General features: G+C 61.1%; 12 protein-coding genes. 9 read left to right on the top strand and 3 right to left on the bottom strand.

Annotation, left to right across the window (positions count from 1 at the left end; genetic code table 11):
- The first annotated feature begins 9 nt into the window (after positions 1-9).
- From AB6803_RS11160 to AB6803_RS11140, 5 genes are all read left to right on the top strand, one after another.
- Positions 10-1,533 carry a sugar ABC transporter ATP-binding protein gene (locus AB6803_RS11160; RefSeq protein ID WP_371108923.1) on the top strand — a complete coding sequence of 508 codons (1,524 nt, stop codon included), beginning with the start codon at positions 10-12 and terminating at the stop codon, positions 1,531-1,533.
- A 62-nt stretch (positions 1,534-1,595) separates the two neighbouring features.
- Positions 1,596-2,609: an ABC transporter permease gene (locus tag AB6803_RS11155; protein ID WP_034517498.1), complete on the top strand. Its 1,014-nt coding sequence runs from the start codon at positions 1,596-1,598 to the stop codon at positions 2,607-2,609.
- A gap of 65 nt (positions 2,610-2,674) precedes the next feature.
- Complete coding sequence (locus AB6803_RS11150) at positions 2,675-3,622, top strand: substrate-binding domain-containing protein (RefSeq protein ID WP_371108922.1); 948 nt, start codon at positions 2,675-2,677, stop codon at positions 3,620-3,622.
- Positions 3,623-3,882: 260 nt separating this feature from the next.
- Positions 3,883-4,935, top strand: a complete 1,053-nt coding sequence (locus tag AB6803_RS11145) for a sugar phosphate isomerase/epimerase family protein (protein ID WP_371108921.1) — start codon at positions 3,883-3,885, stop codon at positions 4,933-4,935.
- Between the two features lie 193 nt (positions 4,936-5,128).
- Positions 5,129-6,316: a Gfo/Idh/MocA family protein gene (locus AB6803_RS11140; RefSeq protein WP_371108920.1), complete on the top strand. Its 1,188-nt coding sequence runs from the start codon at positions 5,129-5,131 to the stop codon at positions 6,314-6,316.
- A gap of 50 nt (positions 6,317-6,366) precedes the next feature.
- Here the strand turns inward: AB6803_RS11140 and AB6803_RS11135 are convergent, their stop codons facing one another.
- The gene (locus tag AB6803_RS11135) at positions 6,367-6,771 is read right to left on the bottom strand and encodes a DoxX family protein (protein WP_371108919.1); all 405 of its coding nucleotides are present in this window, start codon (positions 6,769-6,771) and stop codon (positions 6,367-6,369) included.
- Positions 6,772-7,028: 257 nt separating this feature from the next.
- On the opposite strand from AB6803_RS11135, the gene AB6803_RS11130 reads away from it, so the two are divergent.
- The 3 genes from AB6803_RS11130 (at position 7,029) to AB6803_RS11120 (ending at position 11,435) form a co-directional block, all read left to right on the top strand.
- Entirely contained in the window at positions 7,029-8,402 is a 1,374-nt protein-coding gene (locus AB6803_RS11130; protein ID WP_371108918.1) for a GH1 family beta-glucosidase, read from the top strand.
- Between the two features lie 163 nt (positions 8,403-8,565).
- Positions 8,566-9,111, top strand: coding sequence for an NADPH-dependent FMN reductase (locus AB6803_RS11125; protein WP_371109010.1), 546 nt, complete (start codon positions 8,566-8,568; stop codon positions 9,109-9,111).
- Positions 9,112-9,221: 110 nt separating this feature from the next.
- Positions 9,222-11,435, top strand: coding sequence for an EAL domain-containing protein (locus tag AB6803_RS11120; RefSeq protein WP_371108917.1), 2,214 nt, complete (start codon positions 9,222-9,224; stop codon positions 11,433-11,435).
- A 33-nt stretch (positions 11,436-11,468) separates the two neighbouring features.
- On the opposite strand, the gene AB6803_RS11115 is transcribed toward AB6803_RS11120, so the two are convergent.
- Together AB6803_RS11115 and AB6803_RS11110 are read right to left on the bottom strand one after the other, a co-directional pair.
- Positions 11,469-12,413 carry a rhodanese-related sulfurtransferase gene (locus AB6803_RS11115; protein WP_371108916.1) on the bottom strand — a complete coding sequence of 315 codons (945 nt, stop codon included), beginning with the start codon at positions 12,411-12,413 and terminating at the stop codon, positions 11,469-11,471.
- Between the two features lie 80 nt (positions 12,414-12,493).
- On the bottom strand, positions 12,494-13,525 hold the full coding sequence (locus tag AB6803_RS11110; RefSeq protein WP_371108915.1) for a LacI family DNA-binding transcriptional regulator: 1,032 nt from the start codon (positions 13,523-13,525) through the stop codon (positions 12,494-12,496).
- 133 nt (positions 13,526-13,658) lie between these two features.
- On the opposite strand from AB6803_RS11110, the gene AB6803_RS11105 reads away from it, so the two are divergent.
- The gene (locus AB6803_RS11105; RefSeq protein WP_371108914.1) at positions 13,659-14,618 is read left to right on the top strand and encodes a dihydrodipicolinate synthase family protein; all 960 of its coding nucleotides are present in this window, start codon (positions 13,659-13,661) and stop codon (positions 14,616-14,618) included.
- Positions 14,619-14,649: the final 31 nt, after the last annotated feature.

The following is a 14,649-nucleotide window of genomic DNA, read 5'->3' as shown; positions in this document are numbered from 1 at the left end:
GAGGAAGTGATGGTTTCGGAGGCCGTCGACGGCGCTGTGGTGCTGTCCGCGAGGCGGATTTGCAAGTCTTTCAGCGGCGTGCAGGTTTTGTTCAGCGTCAATTTCGATCTACGGGCCGGTGAGATCCATGCGCTCATGGGTGAGAACGGCGCCGGCAAGTCGACGCTCGTCAAGGTTCTCTCCGGTTTCGAGCAGCCAAGCTCTGGCGAGATCCTTCTCGACGGCAAGCCGGTGAAGCTGCCGCCGAATGGCGCCGCCGAAGCGCTTGGGATCGTCATCATCCACCAGGAATTCAATCTCGCCGAACACCTGACCGTTACCGAAAGCCTGTTTCTCGGCCGCGAAGTCACGCGTTTCGGCGTGCTCGACCGCAAGCATATGCGGGCGGAAACGCGGCGCGTTCTCGACCTGCTCGGTTCGCATGTCGATGAGAATGCCATGATCGGCACGCTTTCGATCGCCGACAAGCAGATGGTCGAGATCGCCAAGGCGATCAGCCGAGATGCGCGGATCGTCTTCATGGACGAGCCGACTGCCGTGCTGTCGCGAGAGGAAACCAACTTTCTGTTCAAGCAGGTGCGCAAGTTGCGCGACCAGGGCACGAGCTTCGTATTCGTCTCCCACAAGCTCGATGAGGTCATGGAGCTGACGGACCGGGTCACCGTCCTGCGCGACGGCCAGTGGGTGAAGACATCACCGACCTCGCTGCTCGACGGAGAGTCGATCGCTCAGCTGATGGTTGGGCGTGAGCTTTCCAGCCTCTATCCCGCCAAGAACGAGCCCGATGTGGATGAGAAGGTCGTACTCAGCGTCAGCTCCCTTTCGACGGGCTATGTCCGCGATGCAAGTTTCGAGCTGCGCAAGGGCGAGATCCTAGGCTTTTCCGGCATGATCGGCTCCGGCCGCACCGAGTTGATGGAGGCGGTGGTCGGGCTGCGCTCGCGCCTCGCCGGTGACGTGATCGTCAATGGGCAATCCGTGCCGGCGCATGATGTTCACGCCGCGATCGGCTCGGGCCTTGCCTATATGACCAAGGACCGGAAATCCAAGGGCCTGCTTCTCAATTCGGGCATGACCGCGAACCTCACCCTGCAATCCCTGGATCGGCATGGCAAGTTCGGCTATCTCAGTGCCGCGAGCGAAGCCAATGCGCTCATGCGGGCGCGCCGCCGTTTCGATATCCGCGTTCGCGATGGCAATATCGTCGCCGGCCGCATGTCCGGCGGCAATCAGCAGAAATTGCTTCTGGCCAAGGTCATGGAGACCGAGCCGCAGATCATCATCATCGACGAACCGACCCGCGGGATCGACGTCGGCACGAAGCAGCAGATCTATCATTTCATTTCGGCACTGGCGCGCGACGGCCACTCGATCATCGTGGTCTCGTCCGAGATGCCCGAGGTCATCGGGCTGTGCACACGGGTTGCCGTGATGCGCGAGGGCCGGATCGTCGGCGTGCTCGAAGGCGAGGAGATCTCCGAGCAGGAAATCATGCGCTACGCGGCAGGCTTGAAGAAAAAGGCGGCTGCCTGAGCAGGCGGCAAAAAATACGAGCGAATTCCCAGCAATAATGGGACGGGAGGTTGGTTTTGGATATGAGCGTCGGCGAGGATAGCAGCGAGAAGACAGGCGGGCGGGGCCGATCCTGGCGGGATGTCGATCTGCGGGCAGTCGCACCGTTTGCAGCGCTGCTGCTGCTTTTGATCGTTGGCGCGTTGGTCAATCCGAATTTTATCGGCATGACCAATCTGACCAATGTCGCGACGAGATGCGCCTTTATTGCGATCATAGCCGTGGGGGCGACCTTCGTCATCTCGGCGGGCGATCTCGATTTGTCGGTCGGCGCGATGGTCGCCTTCGTCGCCAGCCTGATGATCCTCCTGATGAACTCGGGCGTCATCGCAGATCCAACCCTGATGCTGGCGGCCGCTGCGTTGTTCGCGATCGTCGCCGGTGTCTTGTGCGGCCTCGCCAATGGTCTCATCACGACCATGGGCAAGATCGAGCCGTTCATCGCGACGCTCGGCACCATGGGCGTCTACCGTGGCTTAACGACGTGGTTGTCGCAGGGCGGCGCGATCACACTGCGCTCGGCCGAGGTGCAGGCGCTCTACAAGCCCGCCTATTACGGCTCAGTGTTCGGTGTGCCGGTTCCGATCGTGGTCATCCTTGCCGTCACCTGTGTTGCGGCCTTCATTCTTTATCGCACCCGCTATGGGCGGCACGTCATCGCCGTCGGTTCCAATCGCGACGTTGCGCGCTATTCCGGCGTGGCGGTCAATCGTGTCCGCACTGTCGCTTTTGTCATCCAGGGCCTGTGTGTGGCGATTGCCGTGCTTCTCTACGTGCCGCGGCTTGGCTCCACATCGGCAACGACGGGTATTCTCTGGGAATTGCAGGCGATCACCGCCGTCGTTGTCGGTGGTACGGCTCTGAAGGGCGGTGCGGGCAGGGTATGGGGCACGATCTGCGGCGCCTTCATCCTCGAACTCGTCGGCAACATCATGCTGCTTTCCAATTTCATCAGCGAGTATCTGCTGAGCGCCATCCAGGGTGCGATCATCATCATCGCCATGCTGGTTCAGCGTTCGCTTGCGCGCAAATCGTGAATAACCGGGTCAGGGGGCGCCCGGTTCTTATGACAAGGCCCTGTCTCTATCTGGGAGGATAAAACATGCGTAAAAGACTATTTGGCTTGGCGATCGTGATGGCGGCTCTGGCCGGCACGGTGCATGCCGAGGACAAGAAAGTGACCATCGGCGTTTCCATTCCGGCGGCGGACCACGGCTGGACCTCGGGCGTCGTCTTCCATGCCGAGCGCGTCGCCAAGCTCTTGATGGCGGAACATCCGGGGCTCACCGTCATCGTCAAGACGTCGCCGGATGCGGCAAGCCAGGCTAATGCGGTTCAGGACCTCGAGACTCAGGGCATCGACGCCCTCGTGATCCTGCCGTCCGACCCGGATCCGCTGGTCAACGCTATTAAGGAAGTCAAGGACAAGGGTAAGTTCGTCACGCTCGTCGACCGTGCGCCGAGCAACAACGACAATTCCGTCCGCGATCTCTACGTCGCCGGCAACAATCCGGCACTCGGCCAGACGGCGGGCGAATATATCAAGGCGACGACACCGGATGCGCAGGTCGTTATCATCCGCGGTCTGCCGATCCCGATCGATCAGCAGCGCCAGGATGGTTTCGACAAGGGCATCGCCGGCTCGAACGTCAAGGTTCTCGACCGGCAATACGGCAACTGGAACCGCGACGATGCCTTCAAGGTCATGCAGGACTATCTGACGAAGTTCCCGAAGATCGATGTCGTCTGGTGTCAGGATGACGACATGGCCGTCGGCGTGCTGCAGGCGATCGAGCAGGCCAAGCGCACCGACATCAAGTATGTCGTCGCCGGCGCCGGCTCGAAGGATATGATCAAGAAGGTCATGGACGGCGACAAGCTGATCCCGGTCGACGTGCTCTATCCGCCGGCAATGGTCGGAACGGCCATGGAGCTGACCGCCGCTCACTTCTACGATCAGGTTCCGGTTCGTGGCAATTACATCCTGGATGCGACCCTGGTTACCAAGGACAATGCCAAGGATTTCTACTTCCCCGATTCGCCGTTCTGATCGGCTGATTTGAACTCATGCGCCCGCCGGTTCCGGCGGGCGTTTTTTATGCGTTCCGCCAAAGAGTTTAGCACGGCGCGACGATTTTTGCGGCACGTACCTCTTGCCGTCCGCGGCGGGCCATGATTAGGTCGCCATGCATTCGACTTTCGGCCGGACGGCCCTATTGTTTCTCGAGGAAATTGCGCCTTGTTCATCTGGAACTGGGCGTTAAGATGGATCGGAAACGTTTACAGAACGCGATCAGGGAGGAATTACGCATGAAAACGATCAAGGGCCCCGGCCTGTTTCTCGGACAATTTGCAGGCGATACAGCGCCGTTCAACTCGTGGGATTCGATCACGAAATGGGCGGCCGATGCCGGCTATATCGGTGTGCAGGTGCCGACCTGGGCCGGCCAGCTTATCGACCTGAAGAAGGCTGCTTCTTCCAAGGATTATTGCGACGAGTTCGCCGGCGTTGCCCGTTCGAACGGCGTCGAAGTCACCGAGCTTTCGACCCATCTGCAGGGTCAGCTTGTCGCCGTCCATCCGGCCTATGACGAGGCCTTCGACGGTTTCGCGGCGCCGGAAGTGCGCGGCAATCCGAAGGCGCGGCAGGAATGGGCCGTCGAGCAGGTGAAGATGGCGCTGACGGCGTCGAAGCATCTCGGCATCAAGGCGCATGCGACCTTCTCCGGAGCTCTCGCCTGGCCGTTCATATACCCGTGGCCGCAGCGCCCGGCCGGTCTCGTGGAGACCGCCTTCGATGAGCTTGCCCGCCGCTGGACGCCGATCCTCAACCATGCCGACGAAAACGGCGTCGATGTCTGCTACGAAATCCATCCGGGCGAAGACCTGCATGACGGCATCACCTTCGAGATGTTCCTGGAGCGCGTGAAGAACCATCCGCGCGCCAACATGCTCTACGACCCGTCGCACTATGTCCTGCAGTGCCTCGATTATCTCGACAACATCGACATCTACAAGGACCGGATCAAGATGTTCCACGTCAAGGACGCGGAATTCAACCCGACCGGCCGACAGGGCGTTTATGGCGGTTATCAGGGCTGGGTCGAACGTGCCGGTCGCTTCCGTTCGCTGGGCGATGGCCAGGTCGATTTCGGTGCGGTGTTCTCGAAGATGACGGCTAACAATTTCGATGGCTGGGCCGTGGTCGAATGGGAGTGCGCGCTGAAGCATCCCGAAGACGGCGCGCGAGAGGGCGCTGAATTCGTCAAGTCGCATATCATCCGCGTGACGGAGAAGGCCTTCGACGATTTCGCCGGCAGCGGCACGGATCAGGCGGCCAACCGGCGCATGCTGGGGCTGTAAACACTCTCTCTTCTCCCCACCGGGGAGAAGATGTCCGAAGGACAGATGAGGGGGACGAGGAGCGTCGCGACGAGTGCCTTGAGCGATAAGCGAAAGGCAGTGTCCGCTGAGATTCCCTCTCATCCGACCCTTCGGGCCACCTTTTCCCCGCTGGGGAGAAGTGAAGTTCAATTCAATTTCCCAGGAGGAACCTATGGCAATCGAAGGATCATCGGAACAGACGCGCGAGCCGCGCATTCGGCTCGGCATGGTGGGCGGAGGTGCTGGCGCCTTTATCGGCGCGGTGCATCGCATCGCCGCGCGCATTGACGACCAGTTCGATCTCGTCGCCGGCGCGCTGTCGTCCTCGCCGGAAAAGGCGGCGGCCTCGGGCCGCGATCTCGGTCTCGATCCGTCGCGCACCTATGCCAGCTACCGCGACATGGCGATCCGCGAAGCCAAGCTGAAGAACGGCATCGAGGCGGTTTCGATCGTCACGCCGAACCACGTTCACTATGACGCCGCCAAGGAGTTTCTCCGCCGTGGCATTCATGTCATCTGCGACAAGCCGCTGACCTCCAACCTCGCCGATGCCAAGAAGCTGAAGAAGGTGGCGGACGAGAGCGGTGCGCTGTTCATCCTGACGCATAACTACACCGGCTATCCGATGATCCGTCAGGCGCGTGAGATGATCGCCAATGGCGAGCTCGGCGATATCCGCATCGTGCAGGCGGAATATCCGCAGGACTGGCTGACCGAGAATATCGAACAGTCGGGCCAGAAGCAGGCGGCGTGGCGCACCGACCCGTCGCAATCCGGCGCAGGCGGCTCCACCGGCGATATCGGCACGCATGCCTATAATCTCGCCTCCTTCGTCACCGGGCTGGAGCTCGACAGCCTTGCTGCCGATCTCGACAGCTTCGTCGAAGGCCGCCGTCTCGACGATAACGCCCATGTGCTGCTGCGCTTCAAGGCCAAGGGTTCGGAAAAGCCGGCCAAGGGCATGCTCTGGTGCAGCCAGGTGGCGCCCGGCCATGAGAACGGCCTGAAGCTCAGGGTCTACGGCACCAAGGGCGGTATCGAATGGACGCAGGCCGACCCCAACTATCTCTGGTACACGCCATTCGGCGAGCAAAAGCGGCTGATCACGCGCAATGGCGCTGGTTCCGGCGCTGTGGCTGCCCGCGTCTCGCGCATCCCGTCGGGCCATCCGGAGGGTTATCTGGAAGCCTTCGCCACAATCTACACCGAAGCGGCGCGCGCCATCAATGCCGCCAAGAAGGGCGTGGCGGTCGATCCTGCCGTCATCTATCCGACCGTCGATGACGGCGTGAAGGGTGTCGCTTTCGTCGAGGCCTGCGTTGCCTCATCGAAGCGCAATGGCGCCTGGGTCAAGGTCTAAACCGAGATGTTCCGAGGCGGCGCAAGTCGCCGCCTCGGGCGGATCAAGGTTCAAGCAGTGACCGTTTGCTTACGCTTGGTCAGCGCGTCGATGCTGAAAGGTCCGGCGCCAGCGCCGACCAGATAGAGAAAGATGAAGCAAAACAGGATTGCCGAGACGCCGCCATTTTGGGCCGGATAAAAGCTCTGCGACGCATGGCGCAGGAAATAGGCGAAGGCCATCAGGCCCGACAGTACGAAGGCGGCAATGCGCGTCTGGAAGCCGATCAGCACAAGGAAGCCGAGAGTGAGTTCGAGCAGGCCGGCAATCCAGGGCAGGGACCATGCGGACGGCACGTTCTGGGCCGCCGGAAAATGCAGGATCTTCTGTGTTCCATAGCTGAACAGCACGAGCGAGGAGACGATGCGCAGGAGGCTCAACAGATGGGGCTGCAAGGTATGGATCGCTGAAAGCATTTGATTCCTTTCTTCTTGGATGGGTTTGCTACTTCCAATTGGTCCGAGTCGAAAAGACAAGTCACGACTGTTGACATTGGCGTTATCGGTCGCACCGAGGCGTGTCGAGGGTAGCCGACCGAAGGTTGCGGAAAGCCGGTAGCCGGCTCAATTTTAATGCCTGCAACGTTGCAGTTTTTCTTCGACCGGCGCTGTACTTTGCCATTCGGCTTGGCTAAACCGCCGTCAACGAAGCCACAACAGACGGGATTTTCATTATGATCGATCCGAAGCTTCTCGCAGCCCGCTTCCCCGGCGATTTCACGTTCGGCGTTGCCACCGCCGCCTTCCAGATCGAAGGCGCCACCAAGGCGGATGGCCGTAAGCCCTCGATCTGGGATGCCTTCGCCAACATGCCCGGCCGCGTCTTTCAGCGCGACAATGGCGATGTCGCCTGCGATCACTATAACCGGCTGGAGCAGGATCTCGATCTGATCAAGGATATGGGCGTCGAGGCCTATCGCTTCTCGATCGCTTGGCCGCGCATCATTCCCGACGGCACCGGCCCGATCAACGAAGCCGGTCTCGACTTCTACGACCGGCTCGTCGATGGCTGCAAGGCGCGGGGCATCAAGACCTTCGCGACGCTCTATCACTGGGATCTGCCGCTGACGCTCGCCGGAGATGGCGGCTGGACAGCGCGTTCGACGGCGCATGCCTTCCAGCGTTATGCCAAGACCGTCATGGCCCGCCTCGGCGACCGTCTCGATTCCGTCGCCACCTTTAATGAGCCCTGGTGCATCGTCTGGCTGAGCCACCTCTACGGCATCCATGCGCCGGGCGAACGCAACATACAGGCGGCGCTTTACGCCATGCACTATATGAACCTCGCGCACGGTCTTGCCGTCGAGGCGATCCGCGCGGAAGCGCCGAAGGTGCCGGTCGGTATCGTGCTGAACGCCGCCTCGATCCTGCCGGGCTCCGATAGTGCCGAGGACAAGGCCGCCGTCGAGCGCGCCCATCAGTTCCACAACGGCGCATTCTTCGATCCGATCTTCAAGGGCGAGTATCCGAAGGAATTCGTCGAGGCGCTCGGCGACCGGATGCCCGAGGTCCTAGACGGCGATCTAAAGACCATCAACCAGAAGCTCGACTGGTGGGGTCTGAACTACTATATGCCGATGCGCGTCTCCGATGACGCTTCCAAGAGCGGCGATTTCCCATGGACGAAGGAAGCGCCGCCGGCCAGCGACGTGAAAACCGATATCGGCTGGGAAATCTATGCGCCGGGCCTGAAGCATGTCGTCGAAGATCTCTACAAACGCTATGAGCTGCCGGAATGCTACATCACCGAGAACGGTGCCTGCTACAACATGGGCATCGTCAACGGCGAGGTCGATGACCAGCCGCGTCTCGACTACTATATCGAGCATCTTGGCGTTGTCGCGGACCTGATCAAGGATGGCTATCCGATGCGCGGTTATTTCGCCTGGAGCCTGATGGACAATTTCGAATGGGCGGAAGGCTACCGCATGCGCTTCGGCCTCGTGCATGTCGATTACGAGACACAGGTACGCACCGTGAAGAAGAGCGGCAGATGGTACAGCGAGCTCGCCGCTCAATTCCCGAAGGGGAACCACAAGGCGGATTGATGCCACATCACCTCCCCCTTGAGGGGGGAGGTCGCGCGGAACGCGCGGGTGATTTGTGGGATGAACAAATGATCACCCCACCCCGGACCTTCGGTCCGACCCTCCTCCTCAAGGGAGGGTGGCTATCGCTCGAATCGTCGGCGCCTGTTAAATCTCAAGAATGATCCAGCGTCCGCTCTCCCTCTACGCTCTCTGCGGCAGTTTACGGCAGGCCTCGACCAGCCGCCGGCTGCTGCGGGCTTTGCACGCCGCATCGCCGGATGGCGTTTCCATCGAGATCTGCGATTTCATCGGTGATCTGCCGATCTTCAATCCGGATGACGAGGGTGAGGGAACGCCCGCCATTGTCGCATCTTTTGCGGAGAAGATCCGCGATGCCGATGGGCTGATTGTCTCCTGCCCGGAATATGCCCACGGCATTCCCGGCGGGTTCAAGAATGCGCTGGATTGGCTAGTGTCGCGCGACGAGGTGCCGTTCAAGCCGCTGATGTTCGCACATGCCTCGCATCGCGGCGATCTCGTGTTGGAGCAACTAACGGACGTGCTGCAAACCATGTCGCTCCGCGTCATGCCGGAGGCTTTTTTGCGCGTGCCGCTCGCCGGCAAGAGCGATGAGGCGCAGGCGGTGGTCCTTGTGGAGGCGCAGAAAAACGGTGCACTCGGGACTGCTCTCGATCGTTTTGCGCAGGCGATCCGCGCTGCTGCTTGATCGACCACCATGGCGATAAAAATACAACCCTTTCCTGTAAGAATCATAGGCTCGCTTTAACCGTTTCTTGAAGACCTGACGGCAGACTTCGCCGCTCAAGGAGAAGCGTGTTGGGAGCAGTTTTCAGGTCATTCGGGCGGAGCAAGCAGCTCGGTCGTCATTCCATCGTGACGGCCGTTTTGTTTTCATTCGCCCTGGTCGTTACCGTGGTCACGCTGATGGTGCTGACGGCGATCAGCCGAGTTGCGGATTATTCCAACAAGCTGGACGACGAACGCTCGTGGGAAACCACGGCGGGGGCACTGAAGACCTTCGAAGGCCAGCTCGACGCGACGCTGCATGACTATGCGGCGCGGGATGCCGCCGCCAGAAATGTCTATGCGGAGAGTGGCCGGGAATGGATCGTCGACAATTACGGCGAAATGACCTCCGATGGCACCCTGTTCGATACGGCGCTGGTGGTCGACGACAACAACAAGCCGATTATTGCCTATCGGGATGGAAAGCCGATGGCCGAGGGAGCGGGGGATTTCTTCGATGCCTCGATCTGGGCTCTCGTCGATCAGGTACGCAAGACGAGGATAACCGGCGAGCCGGAGGCGAGCGGCTATGTGACGACCTCAAGGGGTATCGCCGCCGTCGGCGTGGCGACGATCCGCGAGACATCCGGCCGCATCCCCGTGCCGGAGGGCAAGCGTCGTTATCTCATCTTTGCCCGGCATCTCGATGCCGCCAAGCTCAAGATGCTCTCCCATACCTATATTATCAGCGGACTGCGCCTGGTGCCGCCGGACACACAGGCACGCTACGCCGTCTCGATCGTCGATCCGCTCGGAAAATCGCTGGGGCGGCTGGTCTGGAACTCGCGCGGACCGGGCGACACGAGCTATCAGCAAGCGCGTCCGCTGGTGCTCGGGGCTCTCGGCCTCGTCGGCATGTTCTTTGTGGTGCTGCTGATCCTCGGATCGCTGGCGGGGCGCCGGTTGCGGGCAGAGGAGGTGTTGGCGCGCCAGGGTTCGCTGCGCGACCGTCTGAGCGGTCTTCTCAATCGCGAAGGGCTGCGCCTCGATGTGGATCGGCTGGTAGAGAGCGCCCGCGCCGACGGCAGCAATGTACTCTTGCTCTATCTCGACCTCGACGGCTTCAAGGAAATCAACGATGCCTACGGTCACGGCACCGGCGATCAGCTGATCCGCTCCGTCGCTGCCGGTCTCAATGTGCTGATCCCGGCGAATGCGACGCTGGCGCGGCTCGGTGGCGATGAGTTCGCAATCGCCTTTCCGTCCAGGGAGCTGAACCATGCACCGGCGCTACGACTTGCCGAACAGGTGCTGGATTTCTTCTCCGAGCCGCTGGAGATCGGCCGCCGCGTGATCGTCGTCGGCGCCAGCATCGGCATTGCCAGCTCGCCGGAGGGTCGGATCGACCGCGAGGAACTGGTGCGCCGCGCCGATCTCGCCATGTACAAGGCCAAGGAAGCCGGCCGCGCCCGCATGATTTGCTACGAGACGGCCATGGATACCGACCGCGAGGAGCGCAATGCGCTGGAACTCGACCTGCGCAATGCCATCGACAGACAAGAGCTGACGGTTGCCTATCAGCCGCTGGTCGATGCGGTGAGCCATGAGATCACCGGCGTCGAGGCGCTGGTGCGCTGGAACAGGCCCGGCCACGGGCCGGTCTCGCCCGACGCTTTCATTCCCATTGCCGAAACCAGCGGCCTGATCGAGGCGCTGGGGCTGCTTGTGCTGCGCAAGGCGTGTGCCGCGGCACGGCAATGGCCGGATCTGCGGGTTGCCGTCAATGTTTCGCCGGGGCAGTTCCGCAACCCTGCTTTCGCGGATTATGTGCGACATGTGCTGAAGGATGCGGAGATCGAAGCCGAGCGCGTCACGCTGGAGATCACCGAGGGCTACATGATCCAGAATCCGGAGCGCACCCGCCAGTCGATCGAGCGGCTGAAGAGGCTCGGCGTCAAGGTGGCGCTGGATGATTTCGGCTCCGGTTTCTCCTCGATCGGCTATCTCCGCCAATTCGGTTTCGACCGCATCAAGATCGACCGGTCGCTGACCATGGATGTGCTGACGGACAGCCGCTCTCGTGACATGTTGCAGGCGACGGTGGCGCTGGCGCGGTCGCTCGACCTGCCCGTGACGGCGGAGGGTATCGAGACGGAAGAGCAGGGGACGGCGTTGAAACTCTTCGGTTGCGACGAGCTGCAGGGTTATTTCTTCGGCAAACCGATGCCGGAAGCTGAAATCAGCAGGCGCTTGGCGGCGCAAACGGCCCGCGTCCCGGACAGGGAACGCGACACCGCCGCCTAAAACGGTTCAGCTCTTCGCGGATTTTCTCGAAGATCAGCCGCCGATATGCTCGTGGCCGCGCTTGCGGGCGAGGGCGATCTGGCGCTGGCGCTCGCGGTAACGTTCGCGGTCTTCCTCGCTGCGCTCGTGATAGCAATGGCTGCACGAGACGCCGGCTTCATAGAAGGGCGAGGTGATTTCTTCCGCTGTGATTGGCTGGCGGCAGGCATGGCAGAGCTTGTGATTGCCCTCCTTCAGGCCGTGCTCGACGGAGACGCGTTCGTCGAAGACGAAGCAGGCGCCTTCCCACAGGCTTTCCTCGGCCGGCACCTCCTCAAGATATTTCAGAATGCCGCCCTTCAAATGAAAGACCTCGTCGAAACCCTGTTCCTTCATGAAGGCGGTCGCCTTTTCGCAGCGAATGCCGCCGGTGCAATACATGGCGATCTTCGGCTTGTTGTGCAGGCCTTCGTTCTGGCGCACCCATTCCGGAAATTCGCGGAAGGTCTTGGTCTTCGGATCGACTGCGCCCTTGAACAGGCCGATCGCGGTCTCATAATCGTTGCGCGTGTCGATGACGATGGTGTCGGGGTCGGAGATCAGCGCATTCCAGTCCTTGGGCGCGACATAGGTGCCGACGACCTTGGTGGGGTCGATATTCTCGACGCCCATGGTGACGATCTCTTTCTTCAGCTTCACCTTCATACGCACGAACGGCATTTTCGAAGCCCGGCTTTCCTTGTGCTCCAGGCCGGCAAATTCCGGCTGAGCGCGCAGGAAGGACAGCACCGCGCCGATGCCCGCATCCGTGCCGGCGATGGTGCCATTGATGCCTTCATGGGCGAGCAGCAGCGTCCCCTTAACGCCGTTCGCCTCGCAGAGCGCAAGCAAGGGCTCCCGCAGGCTTTCAAAGCGCGGGATAGAAACGAAATGATAAAGGGCCGCAACGAGAAATGCGCCACCTGCCTCGTGTCGCGAGGTCGAAAGAATGTCCGTCATGCCGGGGAAATACAATTTTGCGCGCCGTCAGGCAATCGGGATTTGTATGTGAGCCTATCATCGACGCCGCCGGCGGCCTGTCAGATCTTCACCCGCGCGGTCGATTTGCGCGGAATGAGCGTCGGAGCCGAAATCCGGATGCGATCATCTTCGGCGATCGTACTCGCGGCCAGCAGATCGAGCGCTTCCGAAGCGATTTGATCGAACGGTACCCGGAGTGTCGTGAGAGGGGTTGGCAAATGGCTGACGATAGGGATGTCGTTGTATCCGACGAGCGATATGTCGCCCGGAACCGAAAGCCCCATTTTCGTCAGCATCGAAAGGGCGCCGATGGCGGTATTATCGTTCACGGCAAAAATTGCGGTCGGCCTGTTCTTCATGTTCATGAGCGTGGCCGCCGCCTCCGCGCCCGAGTCGATGCCGAAAGTCGAGCCGACGACGAAATCCGGATCAATGTTGATGTCCGCCTCCAGGAGCGCTTGCTTGTAGCCCTCCACGCGTCCGCGGCCGCTGGATGCATAGGACGGGCCGGCAATCAGGCCGATCCGCCGATGACCAAGATCGAGCAGATGTCGTGTCGCAAGATAACCTCCAAGCCGGTCGTCGCCGACCGAAGACAGGCTGCGGCCGTCGGTTCTGAGTGCCAGCACGTAGGGCACACCGCGCTCGGTCAGGATGGTCGGAAAGTCATCATCCTCGCGGGCGGTGGCGAGGATCAGCGCATCAACGCTTCTATGGAGAAGCGATTCAGCCGCCAGCCTGTCCGCCTTCGGCCTGTCGTCCGTCGTCGCCACGATGGCAAATCGGCCCGAGCGGCTGCAGGCCTTCGCAAGCGACTCATAGAGCATGGCCATGACGGTGTCCGTCAATCGCGGAACGATCACCCCGACCGTCATCGTCTTGCCGCGCCTGAGGCTGGCGGCAGACACATCGCGCACATAGCCGAGATCGGTCGCGATCTTCCTGACTCGCCTGGCGGTCTCGTTATCGGATTGCGGAAGCCGCTCGTCGAGAATGCGGGAAACCGTCGATTTTGAAACTCCCGCCGCTGCCGCAACGTCGTGAATCGTAATGCGCGCCGTCCGCAGTTTGTCTGTCTCGTCTACTGCCATCTGTCATCCTTAAGCCGCACCATCGCACGCAGCGCCTTTTATAAATGCCTCAAAATCACACTTGACTCCAGGGTTTTCGAAAACGATAGTGGGAACGTTCCCATTAACGATCCCAAAACGGAGGAGGATTCCAATGACGGTTCACGATCCCAAGCTTGCAACGGAAACGAAGACGCCGGTGATGGACCTGCGCGGCCTTAGCCCGGCGCCCGTCACCGCATTCACGCGGGATGGTAAGGTTGACTATGCCGCAAACGCCGAGCTGGCCCGCTGGCTGGTGTCCATCCAGGGCGTCAAAAGCCTCGTTTGCCTCGGCCATGCCGGTGAGGGCACGTTCCTGACGCAGGACGAACAGGTCAAGCTCATCGAGACGCTGGTCGAAGCCGTCGATGGGCAGGTTCCGATCATCGCTGGCATCACTGGCGAAGGCACGGAGGTAGCCACGAAGGAAGCCAAGCGTGCGGCCGATGCCGGCGCCATCGGCGCGCTCGTCTATCCTTCCCACGGCTGGCTGCGGTTCGGATATCAGGACGGCGCGCCGCAGGATCGCTACAGGGCCATCCACGAGGGATCCGGCCTGCAATGCATCCTGTTTCAGTATCCTGATGTCACCAAGGCGACCTACAACCTCAAGACCCAGCTTGAGATCGCCGCCCAGCCAGGTGTCGTCGCCACCAAGAACGGCGTGCGCAACATGAAGCGCTGGGACACCGAGATTCCGGTTCTGCGCAACGAGTTTCCCGATCTGCAGATCCTCACCTGCCATGACGAATATCTGCTGCATACGATGTTCGACGTCGATGGGGCGCTCGTTGGCTATGGCAATGTCGCTCCGGAACTCCTGGTGAAATTCATCGAGGCCGGCAAGGCGAAGGACTACGTCAAGGCGCGCAAGCTTCACGACCAGCTCCTGCCGGTGACCAAGGCCATCTATCATCGCGGCTCCCACATGGAAGGCACGGTGGCGCTGAAGATCGCGCTGGTCGCGCGCGGCATTCTCAAGAACGCCACGGTTCGCTCGCCGCTGCTCGATCTTTCGAAGGAAGCGGAAGAGGAGATCAAGGCAGCACTCAGGTCCTCAGGCATTATCTGACGAACGAGATGCCTGATGGGTTCGGCGCACA

This window comes from Rhizobium sp. RCC_161_2, from assembly GCF_041355235.1.
Taxonomy (GTDB): domain Bacteria; phylum Pseudomonadota; class Alphaproteobacteria; order Rhizobiales; family Rhizobiaceae; genus Rhizobium.
Note: the sequence above shows the minus strand (reverse complement) of the source record. Positions and strands in the feature narration are given on the sequence as shown.